Genomic DNA, 16,621 nt, shown 5'->3' with positions numbered 1-16,621 from the left:
TGAGCTTTTATTGCTAAACTCATTTCCTCGACTTGCATTCAACTATTAACCTTTACTTTTAGTTTTTCCGTCCCACTTATCAAAGCCGGATTTCAAAATATAAAGGTCAGAATAACCATTTTTGTGTAATTTAGATGCCATACGTGGTGCAACTGTCTTAGTATCATCGTACAAATACACTGGCATATCTTTACGTAAGCTATCTTTAAATAATTTATACTGTGAAAACGGCATATTTCTAGCACCTAAAATGTGCCCCTTCTTAAAATCTTTTGGTTCACGAACATCAATTATTTGTGCTCGGTGCATACCTTTTTTAAAATCCTCATTAGTTAATATAGTTGCATGACGTTTCCCGATAAAATAAGTATAAAACTGTCCGCCAAACAGCCAAACTAAAATTAAGATCAATACTATATTGATCAAAGCCATAACTGACAAATCACCTAAAACAAACACTGATAAAACTCCCTTCACCCTTATTGCCTCTAATTATTTTTATTTAAACTTTAAAGCCAATGATGCAGCACCGATCAAACCAGCATCGTTACCTAATTCAGCCAATTTTAAATGAGTTGAATCTCTGACTGTTGGAAAAGCAAATTCTTCAAAGTTTTTGATAACTCTGGTCAACAAGAAATCACCTGCAGCAGAGACACCGCCACCGATCACAATGTACTCTGGATTAGTTAAGGCTGCAATATTAGCACATGCAAAGCCCAAGTAGTAACATACTTCATCAACAACGCGCAAAGCTAAAGAATCATTTTGTTTAGCGAGATCAAAAACATCCTTAGAGGTAATATCTGCACCATTATCTAAGGAACGTTTCAATTCTGAATCACCAGCAAATTCTTCTGCTTGATCTCGCGCAATATGCACAACACCAGTAGCTGATGTATATGTTTCCAAGCATCCATGACCCCCACAAGTACAGAGATAACCACCAGGATGGACATTTATATGACCGATCTCTCCTGCGGCACCTTGACCGTGAAGCAATTGACCATTGCTGATAATGCCACCGCCAACTCCAGTACCCAGTGTAACAAAAACCACTTCGTCAGAATTATTTCCGGCACCCTTCCAACGTTCACCTAAAGCGGCAACGTTAGCATCATTATCTACAGCAAAACTGATCCCTGTACCGCGTTCGATCTCTTCTTTAATGTTTTGAGTAGTCTTCCAATTTAAGTTGTATGCACCAACAACCGTTCCTGCTTCTAAATCAACAGTTCCGGGGGTACCCATACCGATCCCCAAAAACTGATCCTTATCCATATTGTATAATGCAAGATGATGATTGATCGATTCAATAATATCTGGAACAATATGTGCTCCATCATCCAAAATATTAGTTTCAACACTCCATTTTTGCTGAATCTCCCCCTCAGTAGTTAAGATCCCAAATTTGATCGTAGTACCTCCCAAATCAATTCCAAGCAACTTTTTGTCCATCAGCTTGTTCCTCCTGCTAACTTTTATTTTTTTCTTGCTCGCGTTGTTCTTCAATTCTATGTTCACGTTCGATAACTAATTTAGCTTTGATAAAAGTTTCTTTATCGATCACGTCAGATTCTCGTAAATGATCTAATTCCAAGGCCATTAGTTCAATATCCCACAAACGTTTACCAACATAGACAAAGACCCCAAAACGTTTTAACAATTGTTGTACATCATACAGAGTCTTCAAAAAGAATCACCCTTTCTATTATAGCGGAAATTAGTACTGTTTGAAACCGGCTACAGCAAGTATTCCATATATAATTACTAAGGCTGCTCCAGCCAAGATTTTTTTGTTAGTTGGAATTTTTTCCAGGTTAGGAGTACCTAGAACATAAGCCGTTAAAAAGCCGGCTAACAACCCACCTATATGACCGGCAATGTCGATCCCAGTAAATCCTAGACCCAAGTTTAAAATTACTAGGATCAAAAATTGTTTGGCTGTGGCTCTAATATACGGATTTTGACGGTAAGATTCACCCAACATCAAAAAAGCACCAAACAAACCAAAAATAGATGTTGATGCTCCAGCAGAAATGCTCGGACTGAAAACAAAACTGGCAATGTTTCCACCTAAACCACTGATCAAATAAAGGATCACAAAACGCCATTTACCAAAAACTGCCTCGATCTGTATGCCAATAAAATAAAGTGTCACCATATTCAAAACGATGTGTTGCAATCCAATGTGAATGAACATTGGGGTAAACAAACGCCACCATTCTCCTTGCCCGATCAATTGGTTGACCTTTGCACCAAAAAACACTAGAACATTAGTATTCTCACTTCCACCTGCCACGGTCATTAGCAAATAAACAATAATATTAATAATGATCAAAAAATAAGTAGCAGATGGTCGTTGTTTACGTGTCATATTCTAACCTCTTCCCTGCTTTAAAGAAAACCACCCTGAAGTGGTAACAATGTTTGCGATAGCCTGGTCATTTGCGTCCACTTGCCACTTTGTACCTAAGTAGAAGCGCGCAGGTTCCGCACAGCTGATCACGGCTCCATGATATTCGGCTAAAAAGCGATCATAAAATCCACCACCAAAGCCTAATCTTTCCCCTTTAGAGGTAAATGCAAGTCCAGGAACTACTGCGAGGTCAATTCGTGCAGGTTCAACTACTACTGAACTTTCTACTGGTTCCAACACTCCAAAATTCGATCTCACAATTTGAGTAGCAGCATCAAGTCGACAAAATTGCAAACGATGCCCGGATAATGTTCTAGGAACCACAATAGTTTTTTTACTGTGAAGAGCCGCAACGATCAGAGGTTTTGTATCAAACTCTAATGGCTCACTGAGTGTAATAGCAATGACATTGGCATCCTGCCAAACAGCGGAAGATAATAATTTCTGATAGATCTGTAATTCACTAGCTGTTTTTTCCCATCGACCAGCCTGTGAAGTTAATTTATTTAATTGTTGTTTGCGCATGTATTCCTTAGAGAACATTAACAAACTCCTTTATGAATCGGGTAGGAGATAGTTCACACTATCGACCTCCCACACCACCGTACGTACGGAACCGTATACGGCGGTTCAACAACTTAAGCTTTTGCTTGAATAGACTGGTACAGTTTGGACAGATTTATTAGCCCACGCTGTGCCAGTCTTTTATTAGTTATGGTCATCAACAGTGTTTTACTGTGCGCGTTGCGCCAGTATCCCTTACGAGTATTGACGTAGATTTTCGCCTGTTTGGGTGTCAAGCCTAGTTTAATCAATGCTTTATAACGGGTTCCGATATTCTTCCACTGTTTCCAGATATACTGGCGGATGCGCGAGCGCAACCATTTGTCTAGTTGTTGGAGAAAGGTTTTCATCTTCCCAATGGAATAATATTGGATCCAGCCCTGCATTTTCTGCTTAATTTCATGCAGAATCCTATCAAGGCTGACGCCTCGGCTTCTCTTGGTGATTCTTGTCAATTCCTGTTTAATTCTCTGTTTAGGTTTTTGATGAGGACGCGGGTAGGCGCTATTGCGTCCCACACCCAGCGAAAAACCTAGAAACTTCAGTCTTAGTGGAGAACCGACTTGCGTCTTTTCTGCATTCACTTCAACTTTGAGTTCCTTTTCTAAAAACTGGGTGATGCTTTTGAGAACCCGTTCACCCGCACGCTTACTTTTAACATAGATATTACAGTCATCCGCATAGCGTACAAATTTATGTCCTCTTTTGGTCAATTCTTTGTCCAGCTCGTTCAGATAAATATTTGCTAGTAATGGTGAAATATTGCCACCTTGCGGTGTACCTTTAGCGGACTTCTCGAAAAATCGACCATTCATAACACCACTCGTCAAGAACTTACGAATCAAATGCAAGACCCATGGCTCACTAATGTAATTTTCAACAAATTTAATTAGTAAATCATGGTTCACATTGTCAAAATAGGACTTTAAATCAAGGTCGACCACGTAGTGATAACCCTGATTATAATAAGCAACCACCTTTTTCACAGCACTTTGTGCACTGCGGTGTGGTCGAAAACCATAACTATTATCTGAGAATACTTTTTCAAAAATAGGAGACAGTTGCTGTTGTAACGCCTGTTGAACCACACGGTCAACGACCGTTGGGATTCCTAACTGACGTTTCGAACCATCTGGCTTAGGAATCTCAATTCGTTTGACAGGTTGGGGTTCATAGCTTTCGGTTCGCAAGGCCTCGATTAGTTTTACGTTATTCTCTTTCAAGTATGGGCCAAGTTCCTCAACGGACATGTCGTCAATTCCTCCAGCCCCTTTATTACGCTTGACATGGACAAAGGCCCGATTTAAATTATTCCGGTCTAAGACCTTCTCACGTAATAAGCCATTTTGAGTTCTCTTTTCACCAGAAACAACGCTACGCGCTCCTGTTTGCTCTGACCCTTCCAGGGTTACCCTCCGCAGGTAGTCAGCTTTATTTTCTGTTTTCTGCGATTGTCGTATTGTTTCCACCTCCAGGATGAATCAAAATTATTGTTGTTCAGCCCTTCACCATTACTGGCTACTATGGCCTCGGCTGACTTCTGTCATGGACAACTCAACATTACTATTGAGCCTGTTCCTGCCAGAAATAACTTCCAGCTTGAGAGAACTACCATGACAGACCTCCCCGGGTAAGAGCAGTAGCTTTCGCATCAAACCGTTGGCTTTACTGTGACGGTTTCGAGTGGTCAGGGACTTCGATTTGTTAAGCAATCTCATCCCACCGTTTCCAGCCTTTTAGCCACTTCTTGTTCATCGATTCGATGTTTCGTCTAGGACTTCCTTCAGATTCTACCTCACGATAGACACCCTTGTCTTCGACTCGTGATACCGGCCACTACGGCTCACAGCGGACTTACACCGCCTAGTTACTGCCCATGCCGGGCGCACTTATAGAAAAAAACAACAGGAACTTTTCCTGTTGTTATTTTGTTTCGCGATGTAATGTAACTTTATGATCACGTGGGCAATATTTTTTAAGCTCCAAACGATCAGGATTGTTACGCTTATTTTTGCTTGACAAGTATGTCCGTTCATGACATTCTGTGCATTCTAATGTAATGTGTACACGCATCTGTTTGACCCTCCAAACTTACATATCGTATTCAAAAGACACTTAAGCGCCTTTAACGTTAATATAATACCATCTTTTATTTATGATTACCAGTATTTTTTATTTTTTGTTAAGTGTTTTTCCTTGACACTAGCTTAGTCTGAAATGTCTGATATCTTTTTTTGAGCATTTCGCTATCGTTAACTAGAAGACAGAATGAAACTTTTTGCGCAATTCCCTAGCAGAAAAGGTTTTCTACAATTAATTAAACTTTACCTTTTCTTAATATTTGTCTATTTCCCAATCGTGGGCACACATGCCCCTTTTAGTGCTCCTAAAACTAACAAAAAGATTGTGAAACCATTTACATCAAAAAATAAAGTTGTACAATGAAGTCAGATTTTGAAAGAAAGAGAGTGACCTTATTATGAACAAACTAAATTATCAGGCAAATTTCGGTGACTTCGATGTGTACGTTGATGAAGACAATGCATGCGCACTAAAGAAATACCATCCAAGGGTAGCTGAAGTTGGTGAAGCATATACATTGAGCGGTCAAGATATGAAAACACTTCTCTTTGAATGCCAAAAGATCAACGAACTTGAAGATCAAACAGAAAAGAAAGAACATTGCGAATTTGTTGAGCGTGAAATTTTAGTTTAAGAAAAAATGTAACCGTTCTTGCAAACGCATTCTATATTAAGATAATTGATGATAAGATTTGTGCCCAGCACAAATCTTTTTTATTGGTCTCGACATAGGGCCTTTTTTTGGTACTTATACATGGGTTAAGATTATATTTAAGCTGACGTCATTTGCTGAAATTCAAAAATAACTGTGTTATCCTTGTTAAGTTATCTAGATAGATAACATTAAATATGCTTGTTGTTAACACTATCTTTAAGTGAATAATTTAATATTTGGAAGGTAACTTTCTAATGAAGATCAAAATCACCGCTTATGTAAAAAAACACTATCCTTTAATGCTTAGCTTTTGTATCCCCGTCATCTTGATGCTTGGATACTTTATTTATCGTAAAATGGCGCCTTTTGGTCAGAACACCTTATTGACCGTTGATTTAGGCCAACAATATATTGATTTCTTTGCTTTTTTTAGGAATTCTATACTTCATGATCCAAGTAACTTTTTTTATTCTTTTAATAAAGCGATCGGTGGAGAAATGTTTGGTGAATTCGCCTACTATTTGCTGAGCCCCTTTAATCTATTATTCTTGTTCTTTCCTGGAAAATCTATCACTGCCGGAGTAATGTTAGTGACTTTACTTAAATACGGCTGTTCCGGTTATACTTTTGGGCGTTTGCTTAAAAAGCAGCAGATCCAATCAAACATTTTGCTGCCGCTTTTTTCTACCGTCTATGCTTTAATGGGCTGGGCGATCGCCAACCAATTGAACCTCCTCTGGGTCGATGCTTTAGTTTTTCTACCTTTGATAATTAATTCGTTATTACAATTACTTAAAAATCAACATGGCACTTCCTACTCGTTATGGCTTGCCTTGATGTTCATTTCTAATTACTACATGGGTTATATGATCGCACTTTTCCTGATCTTGTTTTTCATCTGGACTGAGACCGATAATTTTGTATCTATCAGACATACTATTAAAGATTCTTTCTTATTTATTAGCAGGTCACTGTTGAGTGCCGGTCTAGCTTGTCTTGTATTGTTGCCGACCTTATTTTCTCTCCAAAGCAGCAAGGGAGAATATACAACTAACGTGATCCATGCCAAAATAGAGTATCCTCCGCTGCAAATGCTGTCTAAACTATTAGTCGGCTCTTTTAACTTCAAACAAATGTCAACCGGACTCCCTAACATTTTTGTAGGTTCATTGGTTTTGTTTGGTTTCCTACTCTATTTCTTAAATAGAAAGTTTAAATGGCAAACTCGTTTATGTTCCTTTTTGATCACGGCTTTTCTTTTTCTTTCAATGTGCTTCGAGCCGCTTGATCTTTTATGGCACGGAATGCAATTTCCTGTTTGGTATCCATATCGTTTTTCCTTTTTAGTCAGTTTCTGGATGATTTATCTGGCGGCACTTAACTATCAAAGTTCATTAGATATCTCAGCGGCCAAAGTTTTAGTCTTAGCTTTATTATACGCAGGGGTCATCTTCTTATCTTGGCGTAACATGAAAAAATTGTCATTTATATCGAAAGAAACTCTGATCTGTTCAACATTATTTGCAACAGCGACATTAACTTTACTATTGATACGTCCAGGCAACGTTCGATCAAATAGGATAAATAAGATATTATTGCTCTTTTTAGTTGTTGGTGGTGAAACTTTTGCCAATGCTATTCTTTCTTTGAACAATATTAGCTATTTAAGTCAAAAAGAGTATGCTGATCCATCCGAAGCCTTGGCAAACGACAGCAAGACTTTGTCTAAGATAGATCCCGGTTTTTATCGTACGGGGCAAACTTATTCACGAACTAAAAATGATGGGATCGCACATGATTTGAATACGGGTTCTTATTTCAGTTCAGCTTTAGAAAAAAGTATTCCTGATTTTTATGGCCAACTAGGCGACCCCGACGGCGATAACTATGTAACTTATTCAAATGGATCATTGATCAGCGATTCGTTACTGGGCATGAAATATTTTACTGCTCCTAAAGATAGCAGCGAGCTTGATCAAAAAAATGCACAAAAAAAAGCATTGACTCCATTAACTGTTAAGCCTGAGATCCAGCGCTATCAGCTGGTCAAAAACCAGCAGTTGACAAAAATTTATAAGAACCCGCTGGCTGCATCGGTCGGATATAGTGCCAACGAAGCGCTTAAAAATGTCAAGTTACCTATCAATGACCCTGTAAATTATCAGACCAACTGGTTAAATGCGGCAACAGGTACTTGGCCGACAACTAAATATTTCACTGCGCAGAACTTTAATGAGGTTGTTTTTCAAAATGCAGATAAAACAGTAAATTTAACTGGTTCCTTATTGAAAAAGAAAAATAAGAAAGACCCAGCACAAGTCATTTTCAAATTTACTCCTAAGACAAATGATCCATATTACCTCACTTTTGGACCTGGAATGGAAGAAACAAACGTTGAAACTTATACTGGTAGTCACTCTTTATACCACTATGGTACATTCCGTCATACCGTTATCTTAAATATTGCTGATCATTCTAAAAACAATGAAGTAACGATAACGACCAGATTTAAAAAGGACTCTTTATTTCTAGAGAACTTTGTTTTATATCGGTTGGATAGCCAGCAAGCAAACAAGAAGTTGCAGCAAATAAAGAAACAGTCTTGGCATGTCAAAGAAATCAATAACCGCCATTTGTCTGGTAAGATCAATATCAAAAATAATAACCAAATTTTTGCAACAACGATTCCATATTCATCAGGCTGGACGGTCAAGATCGATGGAAAAAAGGTGCCAACATTTAAGTTACAAAACACTTTCATTGGAGCAAATATTTCTAAAGGTCAGCACACTGTCACAATGAAATTTACCCCACCTTATTTCTACCAAGGCTTGTTAATTTCATTGCTTTCAATTTTGATCCTAACAGTCATCGAATGGCGCAGTAAAAAACAACAAAATATGTAAGCAAGAAATAAGCTGCTGTGTATCCTAAATCAGGGATATACAGCAGCTTATTTTGGTTAGTGAACTTCTTTAAATTCTAATAACTTCACCAGTTTCTACTAAGTAAATATACTTTTCGATCCTAGCATCTTTTCCTAAAATACTTTGCAAAGCTAAACCATATAAATTTAGCTGTCCACGATAAGACTCTGCGACTTTTTGTGAGCCATTTGCCGGAACATGGTCGGTTTTATAATCAAATAAAATTGTTTTATTTTGTTCGTCTGTGAAATACCCATCGATAATACCATGGATCAGCACAGGTTGTTCAACATCTCTGAACTGTGAACCATCAAACAGCTTGACTGCTGGATACAACATAGCGATCGGTGCTTCACGCTGTAAAGCTGCTTGATTTTGCAAAATCTCTGCACCAAGTTTAGTTTGATATAAACCGACTACTCCATCAATGCTGATTTTAGCGGCCAAAGAATTGCTTAACAGACCGTCTTCACATAAATCTGCTATTACCTGTTCCACTACTTTTCTAGTAACAGTACCGGTAAGGGGCAATTTTTGGAATACTAAATGCGTGGCAGTCCCGACTTGAGCAGGTGTGACATTATTTTCCTCCATCATAAATAACGGTCGCTCAAAACCATGCTGCAGATAAAGTACACGTTTTTCGTCATTTTGATCCTTGTTTTGATTTGAATTCCCTACTTGATCAATATTGACTTGTCCCATTAAATCATTATCTGGATCTTCAAACAATCGTTTAATATCAGTTACAGACTGATATGCCGTAGTCATGGTTAATTGCGTATCAGGATATTTAAATTCCATCAGTGCCGAATAATCTGCCGGTAATTGCCCACTTTGAGACTGGCGTTTGGCCCATTGTGCAGCCTGTTCGGTAATTTTGGCTTGACTTATCCCCATATCGCTTTGCAGTCTGCGTTTATCCCAAAATTCAACTTTGAATTTGGCAGGACTATCTTTCAGGACCTCTGGTGCTTGTTCTTTAAGCTCTCTAATTTTTTGAAGTAAGTCGATCTGATCTTTATCTGCGTTTTCTATAATGCTTTTTCCATCTTGCGTTTGCTTCTCATTTTCAGCTGTTAGCGTATAGCGCTTTATATTTGCAGAAGAAAACTCTTTTGATCGAATAATTGCCGCCCCGATCCAATCCAAATAGTTAGAACCAGCCCTTTTACGACTAGCGTCACTCAAAACTAATTGATCGGCAACAATTTGTCCGACCCAGTTTTCTAAGGCCGTTAAAGCGGTCTTAGATTCGCCAACAATGTAAATTTTTTGTTCTGCTCTTGTTAAAGCAACGTATAACTTGCGCATTTCCTCCGCTATAGCCTTTTGAGTTGCCTTTTCTTTAATAGCAACTTTAACTGGTGTCGGTGTTTTAACTTGAATTTCTCGTCCATCTTCAATTTCAGTTGCAACATAATCGATCCCCATACCCAATTTATCATCAAGAACATATGGTTTACTAGATATCGAACGTAAATTAAATCGCTTATGAGCATTGATCAAAAACACCACGGGATACTCTAACCCTTTACTTTTATGGATCGTCATAAACGAAACTGCATTATTACCGTCTTGGACACTCATTTCTGCTAGATCATGATCTTTTTCTTGCATCTTTTTTATGAAACGAACAAATTGAAAAATTCCTTTATAACTCATTTTTTCATAATCAGCTGCTCGCTCATATAAAGCATGCAAATTTGCTTGCCTTTGTTGACCACCTGGCATTCCACCAGCATAATCGAGAAATCCGGTACGCGAATATATTGACCAGATCAAAGTTGCTAAGTCATTACGCCGTCCGCGGACACGGAAACTAGTCAAGTCATCCAAAAAACGAGTCACTTTATGATATATTTTCTCAGACCGTTCATCTTTTTTGAACTCATCTTCATTCTGCTTTTTTTCAAAATGATAGCGAAAATCAGTTAAAGTTTGATAGAAATCTCCCTTTTGCAAATGAATACGCAAATAGGCTAGTTCATTTTCATCAAATTGATATAATGGCGAGCGTAAAACAGCGACTAACAGTATATCCTGATGTGGATTATCAATAACTTCCAATAAAGACATCATGATCTGGATCTCAATCGTTTTGAAGTAGTTATTTGTATTATCAACATTGACTGGGATCTCTAAATTTTTGAATTCTTCGGCAATCAACAAACTATCTCCATGAGTCGAAGCCAGGATCGCTATATCGCTATATTCTAACGGTCTCATTTGTCCACTATCGCGGTCAAAGATCTCTTTGTGTTCTTCATTAATCAGTTTTTTGATCTTATTAGCAACTAAATAAATCTGACCCTGCTCTTTGCTGTCAATTTCAAAATCATCTTCTATCTGCTCTTCTTGCTCGTCTTGTTCTTCTTGCGACTCATAAACTAAGATATCAGTCGACAAATGTGCTGTTTGGGGTGGATAACTAAGATTTCCTGCGATTAAACTCGCGTTGTCATCGTAACTGATCTCACCGATTTTTTCATCCATGATCTGTCTAAAAATAAGATTCGTAAAATCAGCAACATTTTGAACTGAGCGAAAGTTTTCAGCTAGGATAATCTTTTCTCCTGGTTGATCTGTGAGAGTTTCATCTTCCTTAAGTTCGGCAAAATCATGATATTTACGATTAAACAACGCCGGATCCGCTTGTCTAAAACGATAAATCGATTGTTTAACATCACCGACCATAAACATGTTCCCTTGCTGTGGATCTTGAATGGCTGTCAATAAAGCTTCCTGGACACCATTAGTATCCTGGTATTCATCGACCATGATCTCATGATAACGTTTCTGCAACATTGCACGGATCTGGCGACTTTCATCAGTTGGTGAAGAAACAATTGCTAAAGCATAATGTTCCAGGTCATTAAAATCTAGGAGATGCCTTCTTTTCTTTTCTTTCTGATATTCTTTTCTAAAAGAAATGACTATTTGCCCAAATTTTATTAATAATTTTTTCGATTTACTCAATAATGAAACTAGTTCCGAGTCAGATAAGGCAAAATAATCAACTAATAAATGTTTAGTTAATTGGTCGCTAGCAGCCATTTGCAATTTCTTCATTTGTTCGTTTATTAAAACAGCCTTTTCGTTAAGATCATTCGGTTTCGTTTCGCCTGAACACTTGACCAAGGAAGGTTTCCCACTTAACGAACAATTTTCAGCTAATTTCTTGATCTGTTTATATGGCTGGTCATTTGTAACAGCCGTACGCAATTTTTTCAAAGCAGTTAGTTCCTCTGCCTGCAGTTGCGCCTTTTTAGCATATTTTTCAAAACGAGTTTGTTTCTTTTTCTCATAATCCTTAAGATCCGTGCTAACTTCATCTGACCAGTATGACTCCATTTCAGATCGCAGCTTTTTTTCATATAAATCATTACGTTTTTGAACATTAGTTATTATTTCATCCAGTTGCCCAGTAATGATCCCTTTTAAAGAATTTTGCCAGATCAAGCTATTTACAATGTCCTGTCCTTCATCGATCTGGTATGAATTGCTCAGATTTAAAAGCCATTTTTCAGGATCACTGGTTGCACTCGCAAACTCATCCGCTCTCATCACTAACTCAGAAAAGTCAGCATCATCACGATCTTTAGCAAAAATCTGGAGAAGCTTTTCAAATAATTGTGCATCCTCACGTTCATTTTCTGTCATTGAAGAATTATTTTGATAAGAATCCTCTAACTGTTGATAAAAACTTTCGCGCACTGTATCCCAAACATCATCTCTGATCAGGGTCCTTTCTGTATCATCCGAAACCAGTCTGAAATCAGGTTCGATATCGACTGTATAATAATACTTTTGGATCAAATGCAGACAAAAAGCATGAATGGTACTGATATCAGCTACATTGACCGCAGATAGCTGTCTGCGCAACCACTTGAGCTGTTCAGTTTGTTGAATATTTCCAGATCCTAATTGCTGGCTTAATCGTTTTTGTAATTCCTTAGTCAATCTTTCGCGCATTTCTTTTGCTGCTGCTTCAGTAAAAGTCACAATTAGCATGGAAGAAAGATCAACTTTCTGCTCGATCACTTGTTTTAAGACACGTTCGATCAAGACTTTGGTTTTACCGGAACCAGCAGATGCAGCCACTAAAACATCATGTCCATGATGTTCTATGGCTTTAAACTGGCCGGGTGTCGGTTTGAAGCTGCTTTTTTTCTCAACACTCAATCTGTAGTCCCCCTTTCTTTGATCATTTTTTGTATTTCACTCCAGATTTCTTCATCGGACATTTTAGTTATCTTACGGTAGTTATTTCGGTCGAGCAGCGGATCAAACATCATGATCTCCTGATAATCCGAATAGTCAAGTCCAGTACTATTATCTAAACGATAAGGGGCTAAGTCGATCACTCCGGCAAAAATATTTTTGCGCGCCTCTTCTATTTTCAAATCATTGTATAACAGCAATTCTCTGATTTGGTTGATCGTCAATAACAGGCTTTTGGCAGTACTTGTCTTAAAATCCTTCTTACTCTTAACATATTTAACAGGATAGTTATCAGATGACGCTGAGCCACCGGTTTGCGCAGCTGATTCCAAATCTTGGTCCAAAGCTAAAAGAAAGCCGTTTTCTTCATTAGAAGCATCTGCTCCGCGACGGAATATCCCTTTATACATATAATTTTTATCTAATTCACGGGCATGATCTTTGCTTTCTTTTTTAATTATTGGATCAAATAGATGCAAATATGAAGCACTACCCAACTCGGGGTCTTTCTTATTATGGACTAATTGTCGTGCTAAATTCGAAGAACCATTCAACATATTGGTCAAATCACCATTATCAGCCGCCTGCTGTAAAGCACGCAGATAAGTCAATAACTGTAAAGAGAGTCCATTAAAAGCACGTAGTAAAAAATGATCCATTTTTCGTTCCGGATCACCAGACTTGTAATCTATCACGTTATAATAAAGTTTTCCGTCCTGACCTTCAACGAGATCTATCCGATCTATCCGTCCACGTAAATTCATTTTTGAAGCATTGTCCTTACTTGTTGGATCTGCAAAAACCAGCGCAGGAAGTCCTGTTTGATCTCCAAATGACGTTTCAGTTTTGACTGTATAGATTTTTCTTTTCTTTCGTTGTCTAGCGATCGCGTGAATCACTTGGTCAGCCGTATGAGTCAATTGGCGCTGAGTGTATCGATACCTTGCTGTGGAAGAAAAAATCTTTCCGCAAAATTCTTCTGAAACTTGTTGCAATGTCTTTGCCATTAATTCATCGAATTCGTTACTGCTGATTTCCGCCAAAGTTTTGCCCTGCTTGAGGATATTCCGGAAAAAATACTCCATAATAAAGTGAAAATATTCTCCGGTATCAGCCGGTTGAAGTAAAAACTCCTGCCGTGGGCGCAATTTTAACCCATATTGCAAAAAGTACTGGTAGGGATCAGCAAAAAAAGTTTCTAACTTAGAGATCGAAGTATTGATCTGGTCGCCATATAAACCATGAACTATTTCAGGATCTAAATATTTATGACCATCAGCTTTTTCAGACTGGCCTGGCAACACATCGTTAGAAAAACCTAAACTTTTAAAAAGCTGTGTTGTTCGTTGGTTATAAGTCGCTGATAAATAACGATAAAGACCTCGCCAAGTTGCGTGAAGATCTTTTCCATTATGAAAAGCATCTCGACTTACCGACAACAGTTCACCCAAAGTCGTAGCCTTGGTCCCAATCAAATCAATAATATTATCGGCTGTTGGATCTAGCTGTTTTTCAGGATGTTGAACCTGCAAAGAAAAAGCATTTTTGATCCGCTCAATATAAGGTGAAAGTCGTAATGGCTGGCCATCATTATCACTCAACGGATAAGTGAAGAAAATCCGCGAGTTGACCGCCATAAATGATAAATAATTCGCAAACGGTTCTTCCGCCATTCGAATCTCCGCTGTTTCAGTCAAATATTTTTCAGCAGATCCCTCGCCAGTTAATTGTTCTATCTCATCACGATCTATATCAGAAAGCAACGCATTATTTTCAAATGTCCGCGGCATGACAGCATCAGTAACTCCAACAAAAAATAACACCCGCCTATTTTGCATTTGAACTACTCCGCTTTCAGAAAATATAACCTGATCTAAAGTGGAGGGAACTTGACTATATTTAGCATTATCAAAACCGTTTTGAATAAGAGCGATAAATTCTTCCAGATCCAAAGGTTCTGCGCCCAAAGCTGTCACATACTCATCTAATAAAGAACATAAGGTGTTCCAGACTTCTTCATGCCGAGAAACATCGCTGACCGAACCACTTAAACGAGTAGGGTCATTTTCAAGATCCTTAGCGGCACTAACTTGCCAACCCTGTAAAGTTTGCGGCACACCGATTTTTTCCAAGAAATTTATCAATTCAACAGCAAACTCTCGTCCTGTCTTAACCTTGTTGACCTTTTTGAAAAATGAACTTAATTGCCGGTATACTTCCCGACGGACCTTATTTACAAAACGATTGTTAGGTAAATTAGCTTGACGCTTTTGGTGCTCTTCTGGTGACTCATTTGGTTTCATACCACAAGTTTCGACGACCCAATCCTCTGGATCTTTCCACGAAGATTCATAAAAATAGCCATTTTGCAATATACAATTTTCTAAAAGATCTAATGTGTTTCTGAATGTTCCGAGAGTCCAGTTTGGTTCGTCGATCTTGGGTACAAAAATCTCGGTTTTCAACAATCTCATTACTGAACGATAGGAATAATTTTGTTGTTGCACACTAAACAAAGCAAGTACAAATTCAACTAAAGGATGATTAAGCATTGTTTTATTCAAATCAGTAAAAATTGGAATGTCATACTCATCCATCACATTTTCCAACAGATTCTGATATTTATCCTGCTGTGGCGTTAAAATCAGAAAATCGTGATACTTATAATTACCCGTAAAAACAAGATTTCTAATTTTTGCGGCTACATAACGAATCTCACGTACACGGTCAGATGTTTCTGTCAAAGACAAACTCTGGGCATCTTCTAAGTAATACTTTTTTGGCGGAGAAAACGTTTGTGAATCTATCCAAAAATCTTCGAGGCTGGTCAAATCAGCTGATACCCGAGAATCTGCTGCTCTTTTATCGACCATTCGTGCTACATGTGACGCTTTAGCCTGCTGTGTTAACTCATAGTAGATTTTACCGGTTTGATAAAACAAATCACTTGTTTCAGGTTTACTATCAACATATTTATGATTCAAGATCAAACTAACTCTGACTTCAGCAGCCTTTTGCATCAACACTGAAATAACTTCTTTTTCTTTAGCATTAAAACTTGTAAAACCATCGATCACAAAACAAGACCGACTTAAATCAACTGTTTGCAAATAATTGATCAACTCATCCAAGCTTTCTGCCGTATCTAAGTATTGACCAGCAATATATTTTTCAAACTTCGTATAAACTAGTGAAAGATCATGTAATCTTTGACCAAGATCAACTTGTTCTCCTTTATCTTTTGTCTGTAAATTTTTAGCAAATTGTTCTAAATCTTCTGGTAAAAAACCACCTAATTTAAGCTCTACTATTTGTTCGGCTAATTTTTTACTAAACCCAGGACTATTTCTCTCACGAGTAAAAACGTAAAGTTCTTTTTCATCAAGTTCATGCAAAATATGGGTCACGATCATAGAAAGTCCTGTTGGAGTCAAACGTGTTTTGGTTAAAGCTGGTTGTTCTTTCAAAAAATACCACATCAAACGACTAAATGAAAAAGTCTGCACGTTGGCAGATGCAAACATTTTTTCCATCTCTCCTTTTTGGTGTCGTAAATAATCTAAAACATTAACTTCTGATTCAAATTTAATGTGGTCAGGTACGATATAAAATATTTCTGAAACACTGGCAGAACTTTGCCACTCTTCCAGTTGTTGTAAAACAAGTTTCTGCCGATCAGTTCCCGCCTTACCATAAATAAACCCTAAACTCACCGTGATCCCTCCATTCTTCTTTATATAGTATGCATTT

General features: G+C 37.9%; 11 protein-coding genes. 2 read left to right on the top strand and 9 right to left on the bottom strand.

What is annotated here, in order from left to right; genetic code table 11:
- Positions 1-45 precede the first annotated feature (45 nt).
- The 7 genes from BQ5903_RS05145 to rpmG all read right to left on the bottom strand — a co-directional run bounded on the left by BQ5903_RS05145 (position 46) and on the right by rpmG (position 5,056).
- On the bottom strand, positions 46-432 hold the full coding sequence (locus BQ5903_RS05145) for a rhodanese-like domain-containing protein (protein WP_079579658.1): 387 nt from the start codon (positions 430-432) through the stop codon (positions 46-48).
- Between the two features lie 66 nt (positions 433-498).
- A complete protein-coding gene (locus BQ5903_RS05140; protein WP_010496268.1) occupies positions 499-1,458 on the bottom strand; it encodes an ROK family glucokinase in 960 nt (319 codons plus the stop codon).
- Between the two features lie 16 nt (positions 1,459-1,474).
- Positions 1,475-1,693, bottom strand: coding sequence for a YqgQ family protein (locus BQ5903_RS05135; protein WP_010496269.1), 219 nt, complete (start codon positions 1,691-1,693; stop codon positions 1,475-1,477).
- Between the two features lie 30 nt (positions 1,694-1,723).
- Positions 1,724-2,377 carry a rhomboid family intramembrane serine protease gene (locus BQ5903_RS05130; RefSeq protein WP_010496270.1) on the bottom strand — a complete coding sequence of 218 codons (654 nt, stop codon included), beginning with the start codon at positions 2,375-2,377 and terminating at the stop codon, positions 1,724-1,726.
- 3 nt (positions 2,378-2,380) lie between these two features.
- Positions 2,381-2,962: a 5-formyltetrahydrofolate cyclo-ligase gene (locus BQ5903_RS05125; RefSeq protein ID WP_056988065.1), complete on the bottom strand. Its 582-nt coding sequence runs from the start codon at positions 2,960-2,962 to the stop codon at positions 2,381-2,383.
- A 95-nt stretch (positions 2,963-3,057) separates the two neighbouring features.
- Entirely contained in the window at positions 3,058-4,443 is a 1,386-nt protein-coding gene (ltrA, locus tag BQ5903_RS05120; protein ID WP_079579657.1) for a group II intron reverse transcriptase/maturase, read from the bottom strand.
- A 463-nt stretch (positions 4,444-4,906) separates the two neighbouring features.
- The gene (gene rpmG / locus BQ5903_RS05115) at positions 4,907-5,056 is read right to left on the bottom strand and encodes a 50S ribosomal protein L33 (protein WP_010496280.1); all 150 of its coding nucleotides are present in this window, start codon (positions 5,054-5,056) and stop codon (positions 4,907-4,909) included.
- A 406-nt stretch (positions 5,057-5,462) separates the two neighbouring features.
- Between rpmG and BQ5903_RS05110 the strand changes: the two genes are divergently transcribed.
- Together BQ5903_RS05110 and BQ5903_RS05105 are read left to right on the top strand one after the other, a co-directional pair.
- The gene (locus tag BQ5903_RS05110; protein WP_010496281.1) at positions 5,463-5,699 is read left to right on the top strand and encodes a hypothetical protein; all 237 of its coding nucleotides are present in this window, start codon (positions 5,463-5,465) and stop codon (positions 5,697-5,699) included.
- A gap of 275 nt (positions 5,700-5,974) precedes the next feature.
- Positions 5,975-8,626, top strand: coding sequence for a YfhO family protein (locus tag BQ5903_RS05105; RefSeq protein WP_056988064.1), 2,652 nt, complete (start codon positions 5,975-5,977; stop codon positions 8,624-8,626).
- A gap of 69 nt (positions 8,627-8,695) precedes the next feature.
- On the opposite strand, the gene addA is transcribed toward BQ5903_RS05105, so the two are convergent.
- Both addA and BQ5903_RS05095 read right to left on the bottom strand, forming a co-directional pair.
- Complete coding sequence (gene addA / locus BQ5903_RS05100; RefSeq protein ID WP_079579010.1) at positions 8,696-12,832, bottom strand: helicase-exonuclease AddAB subunit AddA; 4,137 nt, start codon at positions 12,830-12,832, stop codon at positions 8,696-8,698.
- Positions 12,829-16,584, bottom strand: a complete 3,756-nt coding sequence (locus BQ5903_RS05095; RefSeq protein WP_056988063.1) for a PD-(D/E)XK nuclease family protein — start codon at positions 16,582-16,584, stop codon at positions 12,829-12,831. Before BQ5903_RS05095 ends, addA begins: the two co-directional genes overlap by 4 nt.
- Positions 16,585-16,621 lie beyond the last annotated feature (37 nt).

Origin of the sequence: Ligilactobacillus acidipiscis (assembly GCF_900116935.1) — a bacterium.
Lineage (GTDB): Bacteria > Bacillota > Bacilli > Lactobacillales > Lactobacillaceae > Ligilactobacillus > Ligilactobacillus acidipiscis.
The sequence above is the reverse complement of the archived record's forward strand: the minus strand, read 5'-3'. Positions and strand labels throughout refer to the sequence as shown.